Genomic DNA, 16,453 nt, shown 5'->3' on the forward strand with positions numbered 1-16,453 from the left:
ATAAAATTAATCCTATTGTTAGCAGAGCAAAGATATAAAATCCTTTTTATACAATATGTCAAAGAACACTTGATTCTTACTTTTTACACAACCTCCCCGGAAGGAGGGGAATGGAGTTACCACCGACTTGTTAAATGCACATTATAATTATATCTAAAGAAAAACCTTCTTTTTTCTAACGTTCTTTTTCTATCTCCTATTATCAATCCTCTATTATCTTATTTTCTCCTACTATCTTATCTTCCTCTATTATCAATCTCCTACTATCTTATCTTCCTCTATTATCAATCTCCTACTATCTTATCTTCCCCTATTATCAATCTCCTACTATCTCATCTTCCCCTATTATCAATCTCCTACTATCTTATCTTCCTATTTCCCGTACATTTTTTCGTAATAGCCTTGATAATCTCCGCTAGTTACTTCTTCCACCCACGGCTGGTTATTCAAGTACCATTCGATAGTCTTCACAATGCCGACTTCGAATTTCGTTTCGGGATACCAACCTAAGGCATTGGTAATTTTGGTCGGGTCGATTGCGTAACGCTGGTCGTGTCCGAGGCGGTCTTTGACAAAAGTAATCAAATCCTCGTTAATCCAGTCGATTGAGATTTCTCCGTTTTCACCTTTCACTTTCTTTTTAAGCATTTGGCGATACTCGGGATGTTCCGTCATCAAGCGGTGAATGGTCGAGATAGTCAGTTTCACAATTTCGAGGTTTGTCTTTTCGTTGTGTCCACCTACGTTGTAGACCTCTCCCTCTTTGCCTTCGCGCACAACGAGGTCAATCGCCTTGCAATGATCTTCCACATACAACCAGTCACGCACGTTACTTCCGTCGCCGTAGACAGGCAGATGTTTACCTTCAAGGATATTCTTGATAATCAATGGAATCAGTTTTTCCGGGAAATGATACGGGCCGTAGTTATTTGAGCAACGGGTAATCGTAACCGGCATTTTATAAGTGTCGTGATAGGCCATAACGACCATATCCGCGCTAGTCTTGGAAGCGCTGTACGGGCTATGCGGACAAAGCGGCGTAGCCTCCGTGAAAAACCCTTCAGCACCCAGAGAGCCATACACTTCGTCGGTAGAAACCTGATGATAACGCACACCTTTCCTCCAAGTCGGGTAGCCCTGTTCGTCCTTGCCCATTACCCACGCGCGGCGTGCACAGTCCAACAAGTTCTGCGTGCCGAGAATATTAGTAATCAAGAACAACTGCGGGTTTTCAATGCTACGGTCCACATGGCTTTCGGCAGCGAAATTCACCACGTAATCGAAGCGATACTCAGCAAACAGACCGTCTACTACTTCGCGGCTACAAATATCTCCCTTGATAAAAAAGCAGCGTTCATTGTCGATATCCTTGGCAATGGTTCCCAAATTTCCTGCATACGTCAAAGCATCCAGAATCACGACCTTCACGTCGCTATGTTTTGCCAGAATATACTTAATGTAGTTTGCGCCGATAAATCCTGCGGCACCGGTCACCAGATAAGTTTTCATATATTTCTTATTATGTTGATTTTAGGATTGTTTTGCCAGTTCAATAAGGTATTTGCCGTATTCCGTCTTTTCGAGTTGCCGGCCGAGCAGAAGCAGCTGTTCCGTCGGAATCCAGCCCTGACGCCATGCGATTTCTTCGATGCAACTGACATAAAAACCTTGACGGTTCTGAATGGTGGCAACAAAGTTAGAGGCTTCCAGCAAACTGTCACAGTTACCGGTATCGAGCCATGCAAATCCACGTCCGAAAAGTTCCACTTTCAGCGTGTCTTCTTCCAGATAGAGGCGGTTTAAGTCCGTTATTTCATATTCTCCACGGGCGGAAGGACGGAGGGCGGCAGCCTTTTCCGTCACGGTAGCGTCATAGAAATACAATCCGGGAACGGCATAATTGCTTTTCGGAACGGCAGGTTTCTCTTCCAGGGAAACGACTTTGCCCGTCTCGTCAAATTCCACCACACCGTAAGCGCGGGGATCTTTCACGTAATAACCGAATATGCAAGCTCCTTTCTCCACACTGGCAGCACGGCGGAGCATGGCGGAAAATCCCTGGCCGTAGAACATATTATCGCCCAAAATCAGACATCCCGGTTCACCGTTCAGGAAATCGGCTCCCAATACGAAAGCCTGTGCCAGACCGTTGGGTTGCTCCTGCACCTGATAAGAGAAGGACATTCCCAGTTCTTCACCTGTTCCCAGCAGATCGCGGAACATCGGCAAGTCACGTGGAGTAGAGATAACCAATACTTCGCGTATTCCCGCCAACATCAGTGTAGACAACGGATAATAAATCATCGGCTTGTCGTACACAGGCATGATCTGTTTAGAAATCGCCTTAGATAGCGGATAGAGGCGGGTAGCACTTCCACCGGCCAGAATAATTCCTTTCATGTTCGTCTTTGTTATTCATTCACTGGCTGCAAAGGTCGGAAAGAAATCCGAAATGACAAAAATAATGCGAAGTTATTTATCCGCCAGCTCGATAACTTCCAAATCCTTGAACGCTCCTTCGTCAATGACAAACCGCACCAATGTACGTACTTTATGAAATCCGGACATTCCCGCCGCTCCCGGGTTGATGTGCAGCATATCCAACGTTTTGTCATATTTCACCTTTAATATATGAGAGTGCCCGCTGATAAAGAGTTTCGGCGGCCGCGTCATCAGGCTTCCGACAATGGAAGGATCGTACTTTCCCGGATAGCCTCCGATGTGTTTTATGAGTACTTCCGCACCGTCCACCGTAAAACGGTTCACCTGCGGAAACAACTTCCGGATTTCCTGCCCATCAATATTCCCGTAGACTGCCCGTAACGGCCGGAAAGCCGCCAATTTTTCCGCTACTTCCAACGAACCGATATCGCCCGCGTGCCAGATTTCATCGCACGGTTCAAAATATTCCAGGTATTTCTCGTCCCAGTAAGCGTGAGTATCTGATAATAATCCTATTCTTGTCATAATTTTCTTTGTTTAATCCCGCAAAGATACTATATTTGGAAAAATCTTAAAGTACATGGAAAGCAAATATAATTATTTCAAGCGAGATATCAGTTGGCTCTCATTCAATTACCGCGTATTGTTGGAGGCAACGGATGAACATTTGCCGCTCTACGAGCGGATTAACTTCATCTCAATCTACTCTTCCAATCTGGAGGAGTTTTACAAAATCCGGGTGGCCGACCATAAAGCAGTGGCTTCCGGAGCAACGGAAAGCGATGAAGAAACCGTACAATCTGCCCGTGAACTGGTAGAGGAAATCAACCGGGAAGTCACCCGGCAGCTGGACGACCGTGTGCACATCTACGAACAGAAAATACTCCCCGCCCTACGTAGAAACCATATCATTTTCTATCAGGACAGACACGTGGAGCCGTTCCACCAACAATTTATCAAAGATTTTTTCCGGGAAGAAATCTTCCCTTACCTGCAACCCGTACCGGTATCGAAGGACAAAATCGTCTCTTTCCTCCGGGACAACCGCCTCTATCTGGCCATACGAGTTTATCCGAAAAAAGAGAATGAGACAGAGCAACGGCAACAGCCGTATTACTTCGTCATGAAACAGCCTTATGCCAAAGTGCCCCGTTTCATCGAACTTCCCGCACATGAGAAAGACCATTATCTGATGTTCACCGAAGACATCATCAAGGCGAACTTAAACCTGATCTTCCCCGGCTACGACGTCGACTCCAGCTACTGCATCAAGATCTCCCGCGACGCTGACATCCTGATTGACGACACCGCCAGCAGCGCCGACCTTGTAGCCCAACTGAAGAAAAAAGTAAAGAAACGCAAGATCGGCGACGTCTGCCGCTTCGTCTACGACCGCGCCATGCCGCAAGACTTCCTCGATTTTCTGGTGGACGCCTTCCGCATCCAGCGTGACGAGCTTGTCCCCGGCGACAAGCATCTGAATCTGGAAGACCTGCGTCACCTCCCCAACCCGAACAAGTCGCTCCACAGCCTTGAGAAGCCAAAGCCGATGAAGCTAACCGTCCTCGACGAGAAAGAATCCATTTTCAACTACGTCGCCCGGAAGGACCTGCTCTTATATTATCCGTATCATTCCTTCGAACACTTCATCCATTTCCTTTATGAAGCCGTTCATAACCCGGAAACGCGGGAAATCATGGTCACACAATACCGCGTGGCAGAAAACTCCGCCGTTATCAACACCCTGATAGCCGCCGCCCAAAACGGCAAGAAAGTAACCGTATTCGTTGAGCTGAAAGCCCGCTTCGATGAAGAGAACAACCTTGCCACCGCCGAAATGATGCAAGCCGCCGGCATAAAGATAATATATAGTATCCCGGGACTGAAAGTGCATGCCAAGGTAGCCCTCGTCCGCCGTCGCGGACAGAACGGCGAGAAGCTCCCCAGCTACGCTTATATCAGCACCGGCAATTTCAACGAGAAGACTGCCACCCTCTACGCCGACTGCGGCCTGTTCACCTGCCGCAAGGAAATCGTGAACGACCTATACAACCTCTTCCGCACCCTGCAAGGTAAAGAAGACCCCAAATTCACGACTCTCCTTGTCGCCCGCTTCAACCTCATCCCCGAACTGAACCGCCTCATCGACCGTGAAATAGAACTTGCCGACCAAGGCAAGGGTGGACGTATCATCCTCAAGATGAACGCCCTCCAAGACCCTGCAATGATTAACCGCCTCTATAACGCCTCCGAACACGGCGTTCAGATCGACCTCATCGTCCGTGGCATCTGCTGTCTCATCCCCGGGCAGTCATACAGTCGTAACATCCGTGTCACCCGTATTGTCGACAGTTTTCTGGAACACGCCCGCATCTGGTACTTCGGCAACAACCACCACCCGAAAGTATTCATGGGTTCCCCCGACTGGATGCGCCGCAACCTCTACCGGCGTATCGAAGCGGTCACCCCGATACTCGACCCCGACCTACGTGCCAGCCTGATAGAAATGCTGAACATCCAACTGGCCGACAACCAAAAAGCCTGCTGGGTAGACGCCCAACTGCAAAACGTATTCAAGAAAAGAACGCCCGGTACCCCAAGCGTCCGCGCACAATATAATTTTTACGAGCAACTAAAAAACAGCCTGCTCCCACATAATCCCACATAAAATCCCACATAATCCCACATAATCCCACATAATCCTATATAACCCTATATAACTATAACACATATAACGCCCCATGCCGCACCCACCCGCATGGTTTCCCCGGACTACTTTTTTATCCGTCAAGCGAGCTTCCTGGTGGTAATTTAGCTAGTCGGTGGTATCTCCATTCCCCTCCTTCGGGAAGGAGGGGTGGCTGAAAGCCGGGGTGGTAGGTGGATACACAATGCTGATAATAACTGACTTACGCATTCACCTACCACCTCCCCCTACGGGTACTCCTCCTTCCCGAAGGAGGAGAATGGAGATACCACCGACTATAAACTGTCAAGTCATTATTTTACTAATTCACCTTATAACCAAATTTTTTCTTTGTTTCTCTGTCTCTTTCTTTTGTTTCAAGACAAAAGAAAGATAGTTGTAACACAAATGTAACAAGTATGACATCCCCCTGCAACCTCAAACTCCGTCCTTTGCAGGCGGAAATAACATACACACATTTATGGAGACAATTTATTTATGCATTATCATTTTCCTCTTCGTACTAGCCATATTCGACCTGATCGTCGGTGTGAGTAACGATGCGGTTAACTTCCTCAATTCGGCGGTAGGTGCCAAGGCGGCCTCCTTCAAGACCATCCTGTTTATTGCAGGCATCGGCATATTCATCGGAGCATCGCTCTCTAACGGCATGATGGACATTGCCCGGCACGGCATCTACCAACCCGAGCACTTCTACTTTGCAGAAATCATGTGTATCCTGCTTGCCGTCATGCTCACCGACGTTGTCCTGCTGGACGTATTCAATTCAATGGGAATGCCTACCTCCACCACCGTATCCCTCGTCTTCGAGCTGCTGGGAGGAACCTTCGCCCTCTCCCTCATCAAAGTCCGTAACAGCGACACCCTCGGGTTGGGCGACCTGATAAACACCGACAAAGCCCTTTCCGTCATCATGGCGATATTCGTATCCGTGGCAATCGCCTTCTTTTTCGGTATGCTCGTCCAATGGCTGGCCCGTGTCATCTTCACGTTCAACTACACGAAAAAGATGAAATACAGCATTGCACTGTTCGGAGGCGTGGCCGCCACCTCCATAATCTATTTCATGCTCATCAAAGGACTGAAAGACAGTTCCTTCATGACCCCCGAAAACAAGCAATGGATACAGGACAACACTTGGATGCTTATCAGTGTGTTCTTCGTATTCTTCACCATACTAATGCAGATCCTTCACTGGCTGAAAATCAATGTCTTCAAAGTAGTAGTACTCATGGGTACTTTCGCCCTCGCCCTCGCCTTTGCCGGCAATGACCTTGTGAACTTCATCGGCGTTCCCCTCGCAGGTTTCTCGTCCTTCATGGATTTCACGGCCAACGGCAACGGCAATCCGGACGGATTTCTGATGACCTCACTGCTCGGCCCCGCCAAAACTCCGTGGTACTTCCTCATCGGCGCCGGCGCTATCATGGTCTACGCCCTTTGCACCTCCAAGAAGGCACACGCGGTAATCAAAACTTCCGTCGACCTCTCCCGTCAGGACGAAGGCGAAGAAACCTTCGGAAGCACCCCGATAGCCCGTACAATCGTCCGTTTCAGCATGACACTTGCCAACGGCATCTCACGCATCACCCCGGACAGCACCAAGAAATGGCTGGACACCCGCTTCCGAAAAGACGAAGCGATCATCGCCGACGGAGGTGCTTTCGACCTCGTCCGCGCCTCCGTGAACCTTGTCCTTGCCGGCCTGCTCATCGCACTGGGAACTTCGCTGAAACTCCCGCTGTCCACCACTTACGTCACTTTCATGGTAGCCATGGGTACTTCGCTCGCCGACCGTGCCTGGGGACGTGACTCAGCCGTTTACCGTATCACAGGCGTACTGAGCGTCATCGGCGGTTGGTTTATCACTGCCGGAGCTGCCTTCACGATCTGTTTCTTCGTCGCCCTCGTGCTGCATTTCGGTGGAAATATTTCAATCATTGCCCTCATCGCTCTGGCAGCATTCATCCTGATACGCAGCCAGGTGATGTATAAGAAACGCAAAGCAAAAGAACAAGGCAACGAAACTCTCAAACAACTGATGCAAACATCGGACAGCGAAGAAGCGCTGCAACTGATGCGCAAACATACCCGCGAAGAGCTTTGCAAAGTTCTCGAATACGCAGAGACGAACTTCGAGTTGACCGTCACCTCGTTTATCCACGAAAACTTGCGGGGACTGCGCCGTGCCATGGGTTCCACAAAGTTCGAGAAACAACTTGTCAAGCAGATGAAGCGCACGGGAACGGTAGCCATGTGCCGCCTCGACAATAACACCGTGCTCGAAAAAGGGCTGTACTACTATCAGGGCAACGACTTTGCCAGCGAACTAGTGTATAGCATTTCCCGCCTTTGCGAACCGTGTCTGGAGCATATCGACAATAACTTCAATCCGCTGGACGCTATCCAAAAAGGAGAATTCAGCGATGTGTCCGAGGACATTACTTACCTGATTCAGCAATGCCGCAAGAAAATGGAGAATAATGAGTACAACGATATGGAAGAAGAAGTCCGCCGTGCCAACGACCTCAACGGACAGCTTTCGTTACTGAAACGCAAGGAGTTGCAGCGCATCCAAAGTCAGGCGGGCAGTATCCGGGTCAGCATGGTTTATCTGACAATGGTTCAGGAGGCACAGAACGTGGTGACTTATACAATCAACCTGATGAAAGTAAGCCGGAAATTCCAAGTGGAAACGGAAATGCCGTAAAAGTCAGACGGAAATGTTACAGAAGTCTCAGACAGAGATGTTACGATGAAATATATAAAAACACACAAAAGAGGGTTTATTCAAAGTGCAGAATTACTAAGTCATTTTTAGGTTGGGGAACCATAGATGTACAATGAGAGATAAACCCAAAAACAGGCAGAGGGTGACTAAACAGTCGGAAGTTTTCAGATACTCTTGACTTTTAGTCACCCTCTTTTTTTGTCCGTTCCACCTGCCCGCTTTCGCTTGGTGGAACTACGTGCGGGTGGCACGTTTTCGTTTTACGTCATACTTTTCTTTCTTTTTTCCTGCCGGTCTCTCTTTTTTTCTGCCGGCTGCTAGTCCTTCTCCGTCTTTCCGTTTCTCCGCCGACGGAAGCGCAGAAGCGCTTCGAGAATATCAAGCAGTTTTTCAAGAAATAGTTTCATCTTTTTCTTTTTTTAAGGTTAATAATTCGTTTAGACAGACGGGTCCGGCGTTACGCCACCGCCACCGGGTGTGTTTCCGCCGCCGGGTTTGTCATCGCCGCCCGGATTTTCCGTATCACCGTCGGCAATCAGACCGGCTGCTACGTCTTTGACGTGTACAAATTCCACTCCGGCAGTCAGTGCGCGGGTCGTGTTTCCGGCAGACCGGGTGTACTCCGGCGTGAACTGACAGCGCAGCGAAACGATTTGCGAGCTGCTGACTTTGCTTTCCTGTTCCACGCCTTTTCCGCAGGCTTTGGCAACCATAGTGAATGTTCCCAATCCTTCGAGACGCACTGTGCGGCTATTGAGCAACTGTTCGCGCATCACGGACATCAGATTCCGAATCACGTTGTGCACGTCGCCCGCCGTCAACGAAGCCTTTTCGGCAATCAATTCCGCCATTTTCTGCGTGTTGACCGTTCTCCCGATTTTCACCAGGCGGGGATAAAAGAGTTTCTGTCCTTCTTTGTTGGCAAGCGTTGCCTGGTAAGGTTTGTAAATTAATGGCATACTACTGTTTTCCTTTCTTTTTAATGATTAATGGATCAATTGTCTCTGTAACCGATTACGCCGACAAAAGTAAACGGGCCAAAGAAAGGCGGGAGACACGATGTGACAAGTCGTGACGGGAGAGAGCAAGTTCAAACCGTTTCGCACAAATGCTGCCTGTAAGTACTTCTGTACAAAGAAGTACCAGACAACAAAAAATCACGTACCTTTATAACCGAAACGAACAATCCAATAAAAAAAGCAGTAACAATGAAAACAACTACCACAGAAACTTCAATTCCGGAAGAGAAAACAACCTCCGCCCGCATACAAGCATACAGTAAAAGTCAACTGGCCGCCCTCTACCTGCCCCACATCCAGCCTGCCTCTGCCCGCCGGACGCTCCGCAGCTGGATTGCCAAAAACACGGAACTGCAAGCGGCACTCGCCCGTTCGGGATATACCGGAAAAGCAATCCTGTTGACTCCTGCACAAGTCGGGCTGTTCTTTCGATTTTTGGGAGAGCCTTAGAAAGCTCTCCGGTACCGGACGAACCCACATCGAGATTGATATACTCATATTCGGGACACATAAGGCAACGTGAACCAGAAAGTGCTGCCCTCGGCAAGCGTCCTGCGCAGCCATATCACGTACCATTTTTAACCAAAAACAATATTCCCAACCCGGATAGAACGGCTGTTCATCTCCGGGTCGGGAATATCTTCATTTCACAATGTACGGATTTGCGAACGAGTAAACCGGCATCAACAAGCGTTTTCCCGGCAGAAGATTATACCAAGTTCTCACAGTACTTATCTTATTTGAACTCATCATCAATATTTCTGCGTTCATTGTCGCCCACAGGTTCCTTCTCTCCCTTTTTAAATACCGTCACATCCTTTTTGAACTTAATTTCGATAAAAAACTTTCTATTCCCTTCGAGATAGAAATGTACCTTTGCGGCGTTTCCGACCAGATAAAGCAGCATCGTTCCCAAGAGGACGACCAAATGGTTGGCGTTGACACACTCATTGGAAAGACACTTGACCAGTTTGAAAATCGACGACCAGCTAGCCGCCGTTTTCTGCGTTCTGAACGAGAATATACGTCTGACCGTTGATATGGAGGTGTCTGTTTGTTTGGCAAAATAAACCTCTTTGTAATTGTTCTCATAAGAACAAATTTTCACCTCGTCGATTACTTTTCCTTTTTCCTGCCAGTCTTCTTCGTCGAAATCACTAGATCTTCTCCGATTCCTCTCATGCTTGTTTGTACCCGTTTCCACTTTACTTTTAGCTGCGTTTTCAACTACATTTTCAACACTTGTTTTAGTTCCATTGTCCACAGTATCAACTGTTTCACTAGATAATTGTTTTGTCATCATAATTAATATTTCGTAAATAATGCCGACAAATATCGGATATTATTTTTAACATTATGCGTCACGCGTGACACTTTCTTACTTTATCTCCTAAAATAACTCAAACATGAACCCTTTATGTGTTACCCTTCCTCTACCTTTACCGACGAAATCAATGAAAAATAATTGAATATAATGACCGAAATTAAAAAAAATCATTCCCTCCGGCGGATACGACTCATGAAGCGGGCCGCCGTTATTCGTCAAAACAATGGCATGGACAAACGCGAGGCACTTGTCGTTGCGCATCAGATAGACGTTTTAATTCGCAAAATGTACTTAGCTAACGTCAGTTTTTATTATACCAAGCAGGACGGAAGCATCCGTCACGCCGTAGGAACGCTCACCGGATACGAACATTGTTTCCACCGCCCGTATACGCCACGGCCGGAAAACACGTTCGTCGTCTACTACGACCTCGAAGCCAAAGGCTGGCGGACATTCCACGCCGAAAATTTCCTCCGTGCCGAATGAGGACGCCCGAAGAACGCAAAGAGTGGGAAAGGCTCTGCCGACAATACAACGTAGATTCGCTCTACGAGGCGATCGAAGGCTGCCGGGAGGAACTGGAATTCCTCGTCCACTGCGCCGAACGCCTCGAACCGCTGCCGGACGATGACACGCCGGCACTCCGCCCCCGCCGCGCAACGATTGCAGACCACGCCGTTTAACACATACAGTCCACGCCGTTTCTGTGTGCACGAAACGCCGTTTTATGAAGACAGGAAACGCCGTTTCTCTTTCCGCATCCGGCGGAGGAGGACTATTTTTAACAAAGCATAATTTTATTAACATTATAAACAACATCAAGTATGGAAAACTGGAGATTTATCAAAGAAAACAATGATTATATGGTGTCGGACCACGGGCGGATCATGAGCCTGAAGAAACCTCAAAAAAAGATATTGAGCAGCAGTCTCCTCCACAATGGTTATGAGGCTATATACATTTATCAGAAAGGGATTCATGCCGCGCGCTATGTGCACCGACTGGTAGCGGAAACGTTTATCCCCAACCCGAAAAAACTCCCGCAAGTGAACCACCTCGACGGAAATACGCTCAACAATCATGTGTCCAACCTCGAATGGTGCGACGCCTACGACAACTTGATGCACGCTATCCGCACCGGGCTTCGTCCCGTTAACGTGCCGCGCTCCATTCCCTGCGCCGTGACGGACGAAAGCGGGACGATCCTCCACCCGTACCCTTCCATGAAGTCAATGGTGAAAGAGGAAAAACTGAACAGCGCGCAATACAGCTGGTTGCAACTGAAACTCACGCATCCCGAACGGGTACGGCTGCATACGATGCGGCGGTGGCACCTGCCTTATCTGCCCATTCCTCCCGACTGCACCCCCGTCCGCCACTCCGTCACCCGGCAATATTACCGGCTCCTGTCCGCCGAAGAGGCCGCCGCGCTGGGGTTCAGCTACCGGAGCGTCCGAAGGGAGAAAGGCATTCACTTAATTATCAGCAATTTAAAATAAACAAAAGAAAGGAGATTTTCAAGATGAAAGACGCTATTATCATTCACTGTTCCGCCACCCGTGCGGAACAGGACATCACCGCCGCCGACATCGAAAGCTGGCATCGTGCCCGCGGATTCTGGACGATCGGTTACCACTATGTCATCCGCCTCGACGGAACAATCGAACCCGGAAGAGACGTCACCCTCGACGGCGCACATTGCATGGGGTGGAACAAACGGGCAATCGGCATCTGCTATGTCGGCGGACTGGACAAGGACGGTCGCCCCGCCGATACACGCACCGACGCGCAACGCACCGCACTCATCCGACTGGTGAAGGCGCTACGGCTTGTCTTCCCCGGTGTGAAGCAGGTGCTCGGACACCGTGACACCAGCCCCGACCTCAACGGCGACGGCGTTATCTCGCCCAACGAGTACATGAAAGCCTGTCCGTGCTTCGATGTTCAGAAAGAGGGATTCTGAACTGAGTCGTACACATCGGTGTCCTCTGCGATGAAATTCAGGGTGCCGCACCCACGAAACCCGAACTAATCATTAATTTTTAATTCAATCCAAATGGCCCGTATTTCCAAATCCGGTTTAGATTATTTTCCACTCGACGTCAATTTCCTGCAAGACAGAAAGGTGCGACGTATCTCTAGCCGTCACCACGCAGCAGGGATTGCCGCGCTCACTTCACTGTTCTGCCTCATCTACAAAGAAAAAGGGTATTATGTCCCGTGGAATCAGGACACATTGTTCGACGTTGCACAGGAAGCCTGTTGCGAGGAGGCGGAAATGCAGGCCATTATCGACGACTGTCTGGCGGTGGGATTATTCGACCCCCATATATATAAGGTGTATAGCGTACTCACTTCACAAGTTATTCAGGAACAATATCACAAAATTATCACCGACAGCCGGAGAAAATACAAATTACCGTTGGAACATTTCTGGCTAATCACGGACGGAGAAACGGAGCAACAAAAGGACGAATACGGAAAGGAAAACAGCATAGCAAAAAGTGAAAACGAAAATAGAAACGAAAATAAAAACGGAAACCGAGCGGGAACCGGAAACGGAACTGTCAGTGATGCAGCAGTAAATGATGTCTATGCTACAAAAACAGGAATTAATGCAGCAAAATCTCCCGAAATTGCTACAACAATCCCACAAACAAAAGAGGAAACAGACACCAAAGGTAAACAGGAAACGGAGAAGGAAAGAGATAGGGGAACTGAAACCAAAGCGGAAAGAGATAGAGATAGAGAGATAGAAAAAGACAAAGAGACAGAGAATAGGCGGAAAGCCGGAAAAGAGACAGAGAATGAAATGCCGCCCGTGCCGTCAAACGGCGTTTTTCAGGCTCCGCCTGTCGTTGTAAGTGGTTTGTCTTTTGGAAATTTCGGAAATTCTTCTGAAATAAAAGAATGTTATTCTGAAGAAAAGGGAACTTATCCTGAAGTAATAGAGAATCCTTCCGGAGAAAAAGGGAATCCCCAAAGAGATAACGGAAGAAACAGTATTCCCCCCCAAGGAGTAACCGCCGGAGGCAGCTCCGAAACTCTCCTGCACATGAACCTTCAAACAATCGGCATCCGGAAAGAACAGACCGTGAACGCAATCACCGCCCTCGCCCGACGCAAAGAACTGGGCGGACCGGGAGGCACTTTATGGAAGATTCTCAGCAACGAATACCGCCCCACCCTGCTCAAAAAAAACGAACCGGGAGATTACATCCTCTGGGCCCTTAATCATCCGACGGAATTTGAGAACACCTACAACGGGACATTGAAGAAACTGGTGAGAGGAAGGTGACGCGGGTGCAACCGCAATCACCTCAACGTTCCGAAGCCCCCTGTGCTATGAAAAAATCGGTTCTTCTTCAAATTTGGTGGTTATTTAGCCAGTCGGTGGTATCTCCATTCCCCTCCTTCGGGGAAGGAGGGGTGGCTGAAAGCCGGGGTGGTAGGTGGATACACAATGCTGATAATAACAGACTTACGCATTCACCTACCACCTCCCCCTACGGGGACTGACTATCAAATTATTGTTGAATACTATCGACTATCAAATTATTATTGAATACTATCGACTATCAAATTATTATTGAATACTATCGACTATCAAATTATTATTTTCTCAATTAATTTTACCACCAAATTTGAAGAAGAATCAAAAAATCCCATAGTTGCCCCCTGTATGAAAAAAGAACTCTAATAATCCACCCCTATAATGAAACAAAACTCTAACAATAAACGGGAACGAAAAAAAATAAACGGGAAGAAAAAAAAATAGACCGACCGTAAAGTCCGCCTATTTCATTTTTCAAGTGCGCCTTGTGATACCCTATTTCTACTAAACGGTACCGGTCCCGCAGTTCTACCCTATTTATTCTTTTTAAGTATCTATTCTACCATTGCAAGTCGGGTAAGTATTTACTTAGGGTGGTACGGAGAATACTCAAAGTGATCGGTTTCACCAACACTTCGGTAGCTCCCACCTTCATCGCGTTTTCCTTGTCGGAGCTGAAAGCATAAGCTGTCTGCATGATAATGGGGATTTCCGTATTCGACTCACGAATAATCTTCGTAGCCTCCAGCCCGTTCATCAACGGCATTTTGATATCCATTAGTATGGCACTCGCTCTATGTTGGTGTTCTTGAAACAACTGCACCATTTCTTCGCCGTTCTTCGCCCATTCGATATCACATTTTTTACCTATGATAGCTTTAATCAATTTAAAGTTGCTGTCGTCGTCCTCAGCCACTAAAATGAGGGGTCTCAGTACACTCGTTTGTTCACTTTCCATATTGTTATTATATTGCTTTTTTTATTTGTCATTTTTGGTTAATATCTCTTTTCAGCCCGCAAGGTATAAAAAATATTCATATATTTCGCTATCTTTGCGCCTCAAAATAAAAGAATAATATGATTTCTGTTGACGGACTGGCCGTGGAATTTGGCGGCACGACCTTATTTAGTGATATTTCTTTCGTTATTAATGAAAAAGACCGTATCGCCCTTATGGGAAAAAACGGTGCGGGTAAGAGTACGCTGCTCAAAATTCTGGCAGGTGTACGGCAACCGACGCGCGGCAAGGTTTCCGCACCCAAAGACTGCGTAGTGGCCTACCTGCCCCAACATTTGATGACGGAAGACGGACGGACAGTGTTTGACGAAACGGCGCAGGCCTTTGCTCACCTGCACGAAATGGAGGCGCAGATCGACCGTCTGAACAAAGAGCTGGAAACGCGGACGGACTACGAAAGCGACAGTTATATGGCTCTCATTGAGGAGGTTTCCGCCTTAAGCGAGAAGTTCTATTCGATCGATGCCACCAACTACGAGGAAGATGTGGAAAAGTCGCTGCTCGGCCTCGGGTTCACCCGCGAGGATTTCCAACGGCAGACGAGCGATTTCAGCGGCGGCTGGCGGATGCGCATCGAGCTGGCAAAGCTGCTGTTGCAGAAACCGGACGTGCTCCTGCTCGACGAGCCGACGAACCACCTCGACATCGAATCTATCCAATGGCTCGAAGATTTTCTGATCAACAACGGCAAAGCGGTGATTGTCATCAGCCACGACCGCAAGTTTGTGGACAACATCACCACCCGCACTATTGAAGTGACAATGGGACGTATCTACGATTATAAAGTGAATTACTCCCAATATCTGACCTTGCGCAAAGAACGTCGCGAACAGCAACAGAAGGCTTATGACGAGCAGCAGAAATTTATCGCTGAGACGAAAGAGTTCATCGAACGCTTCAAAGGAACGTATTCGAAGACGTTGCAAGTGCAGAGCCGTGTCAAGATGCTGGAAAAGCTGGAACTGCTGGAGGTAGATGAGGAAGATACTTCCGCTTTGCGGTTGAAATTTCCGCCTTCGCCCCGTTCGGGAAGTTATCCGGTGATTATGGAAGGTGTCGGCAAAACGTATGGCAATCACGTGGTGTTCCGCAACGCAAACCTGACGGTGGAACGCGGGGACAAGGTTGCCTTTGTCGGGAAGAACGGCGAGGGTAAATCTACGCTCGTGAAGTGTATCATGAAGGAAATCGAACACGAGGGGACACTGACGCTGGGCCATAACGTACAAATAGGATATTTTGCACAAAACCAGGCTTCGCTCATGGACGAAAACCTGACGGTTTTCCAGACGATCGACGATGTGGCGAAAGGTGAGATCCGGAACAAAATCCGTGATTTGCTGGGTGCGTTTATGTTTGGCGGACCGGAGGAATCAATGAAGAAGGTGAAAGTGCTTTCGGGCGGGGAACGGACACGTCTGGCAATGATTAAATTGTTGCTGGAACCGGTCAATCTCCTCATTCTCGATGAACCCACGAATCACCTCGACATGAAAACCAAAGATATTCTGAAACAGGCGCTACTCGACTTCGACGGCACTCTGATCGTTGTCTCCCACGACCGTGACTTCCTCGACGGACTGGTTTCAAAGGTGTATGAGTTTGGCAATCAGAAAGTGACGGAACATCTTTGCGGCATCTACGAGTTCCTTGAAAAAAAGAAAATGGATTCGCTGCAAGAACTGGAAAAGAAATAAAATAGTATCCCTTTATTGCCGGTAGTATCCCTTTCTCTTTCTTCCCGAAGGAGGAGGGTTCTTCTTCAAATTTGGTGGCAATTTAACCAGTCGGTGGTATCTCCATTCCCCTCCTTCGGGGAGGTTGTGTAAAAAGTAAGAATCAAGTGTTCTTTGACATATTGTATAAAAAGGATTT

Annotated in this window: 14 protein-coding genes; 8 read left to right on the forward strand and 6 right to left on the reverse strand. The window is 48.0% G+C overall.

The window, feature by feature from the left end; genetic code table 11:
* Positions 1-372: 372 nt before the first annotated feature.
* The 3 genes from rfbB to BHV72_RS06205 all read right to left on the reverse strand — a co-directional run bounded on the left by rfbB (position 373) and on the right by BHV72_RS06205 (position 2,967).
* On the reverse strand, positions 373-1,509 hold the full coding sequence (gene rfbB / locus BHV72_RS06195; protein WP_005679626.1) for a dTDP-glucose 4,6-dehydratase: 1,137 nt from the start codon (positions 1,507-1,509) through the stop codon (positions 373-375).
* A 21-nt stretch (positions 1,510-1,530) separates the two neighbouring features.
* Entirely contained in the window at positions 1,531-2,400 is an 870-nt protein-coding gene (rfbA, locus tag BHV72_RS06200) for a glucose-1-phosphate thymidylyltransferase RfbA (RefSeq protein WP_005679627.1), read from the reverse strand.
* 72 nt (positions 2,401-2,472) lie between these two features.
* Positions 2,473-2,967, reverse strand: coding sequence for a metallophosphoesterase family protein (locus BHV72_RS06205; RefSeq protein ID WP_005679628.1), 495 nt, complete (start codon positions 2,965-2,967; stop codon positions 2,473-2,475).
* A gap of 55 nt (positions 2,968-3,022) precedes the next feature.
* Here BHV72_RS06205 and BHV72_RS06210 point away from each other — a divergent pair, with 55 nt between their 5' ends.
* Both BHV72_RS06210 and BHV72_RS06215 read left to right on the forward strand, forming a co-directional pair.
* Positions 3,023-5,110, forward strand: a complete 2,088-nt coding sequence (locus tag BHV72_RS06210) for an RNA degradosome polyphosphate kinase (RefSeq protein WP_022042226.1) — start codon at positions 3,023-3,025, stop codon at positions 5,108-5,110.
* Between the two features lie 499 nt (positions 5,111-5,609).
* A complete protein-coding gene (locus BHV72_RS06215) occupies positions 5,610-7,859 on the forward strand; it encodes an inorganic phosphate transporter (RefSeq protein WP_005679768.1) in 2,250 nt (749 codons plus the stop codon).
* Between the two features lie 458 nt (positions 7,860-8,317).
* Here BHV72_RS06215 and BHV72_RS06220 read toward each other — a convergent pair whose 3' ends face one another.
* On the reverse strand, positions 8,318-8,839 hold the full coding sequence (locus BHV72_RS06220) for an HU family DNA-binding protein (protein WP_005679767.1): 522 nt from the start codon (positions 8,837-8,839) through the stop codon (positions 8,318-8,320).
* A 249-nt stretch (positions 8,840-9,088) separates the two neighbouring features.
* Here BHV72_RS06220 and BHV72_RS06225 point away from each other — a divergent pair, with 249 nt between their 5' ends.
* Positions 9,089-9,349 carry a DUF4248 domain-containing protein gene (locus BHV72_RS06225; RefSeq protein WP_022042224.1) on the forward strand — a complete coding sequence of 87 codons (261 nt, stop codon included), beginning with the start codon at positions 9,089-9,091 and terminating at the stop codon, positions 9,347-9,349.
* 286 nt (positions 9,350-9,635) lie between these two features.
* Here the strand turns inward: BHV72_RS06225 and BHV72_RS06230 are convergent, their stop codons facing one another.
* A complete protein-coding gene (locus BHV72_RS06230) occupies positions 9,636-10,202 on the reverse strand; it encodes a hypothetical protein (RefSeq protein ID WP_005679764.1) in 567 nt (188 codons plus the stop codon).
* Positions 10,203-10,373: 171 nt separating this feature from the next.
* Here BHV72_RS06230 and BHV72_RS06235 point away from each other — a divergent pair, with 171 nt between their 5' ends.
* The 4 genes from BHV72_RS06235 to BHV72_RS06250 all read left to right on the forward strand — a co-directional run bounded on the left by BHV72_RS06235 (position 10,374) and on the right by BHV72_RS06250 (position 13,524).
* Complete coding sequence (locus tag BHV72_RS06235; protein WP_005679763.1) at positions 10,374-10,712, forward strand: SH3 beta-barrel fold-containing protein; 339 nt, start codon at positions 10,374-10,376, stop codon at positions 10,710-10,712.
* A gap of 338 nt (positions 10,713-11,050) precedes the next feature.
* Complete coding sequence (locus BHV72_RS06240) at positions 11,051-11,725, forward strand: NUMOD4 domain-containing protein (RefSeq protein WP_005679757.1); 675 nt, start codon at positions 11,051-11,053, stop codon at positions 11,723-11,725.
* Positions 11,726-11,748: 23 nt separating this feature from the next.
* Positions 11,749-12,189: an N-acetylmuramoyl-L-alanine amidase gene (locus BHV72_RS06245; protein ID WP_005679756.1), complete on the forward strand. Its 441-nt coding sequence runs from the start codon at positions 11,749-11,751 to the stop codon at positions 12,187-12,189.
* Positions 12,190-12,282: 93 nt separating this feature from the next.
* Positions 12,283-13,524 (forward strand): DUF4373 domain-containing protein, encoded by a 1,242-nt coding sequence (locus BHV72_RS06250; protein ID WP_286855185.1) that lies wholly within the window; start codon positions 12,283-12,285, stop codon positions 13,522-13,524.
* A gap of 595 nt (positions 13,525-14,119) precedes the next feature.
* On the opposite strand, the gene BHV72_RS06255 is transcribed toward BHV72_RS06250, so the two are convergent.
* Positions 14,120-14,518 carry a response regulator gene (locus BHV72_RS06255; RefSeq protein WP_286855187.1) on the reverse strand — a complete coding sequence of 133 codons (399 nt, stop codon included), beginning with the start codon at positions 14,516-14,518 and terminating at the stop codon, positions 14,120-14,122.
* Positions 14,519-14,637: 119 nt separating this feature from the next.
* On the opposite strand from BHV72_RS06255, the gene BHV72_RS06260 reads away from it, so the two are divergent.
* The gene (locus BHV72_RS06260) at positions 14,638-16,275 is read left to right on the forward strand and encodes an ABC-F family ATP-binding cassette domain-containing protein (protein WP_005679753.1); all 1,638 of its coding nucleotides are present in this window, start codon (positions 14,638-14,640) and stop codon (positions 16,273-16,275) included.
* The last annotated feature ends 178 nt before the right edge of the window (positions 16,276-16,453 follow it).

It is taken from the genome of Bacteroides sp. 43_46 (genome assembly GCF_001915455.1).
Lineage (GTDB): Bacteria > Bacteroidota > Bacteroidia > Bacteroidales > Bacteroidaceae > Bacteroides > Bacteroides caccae.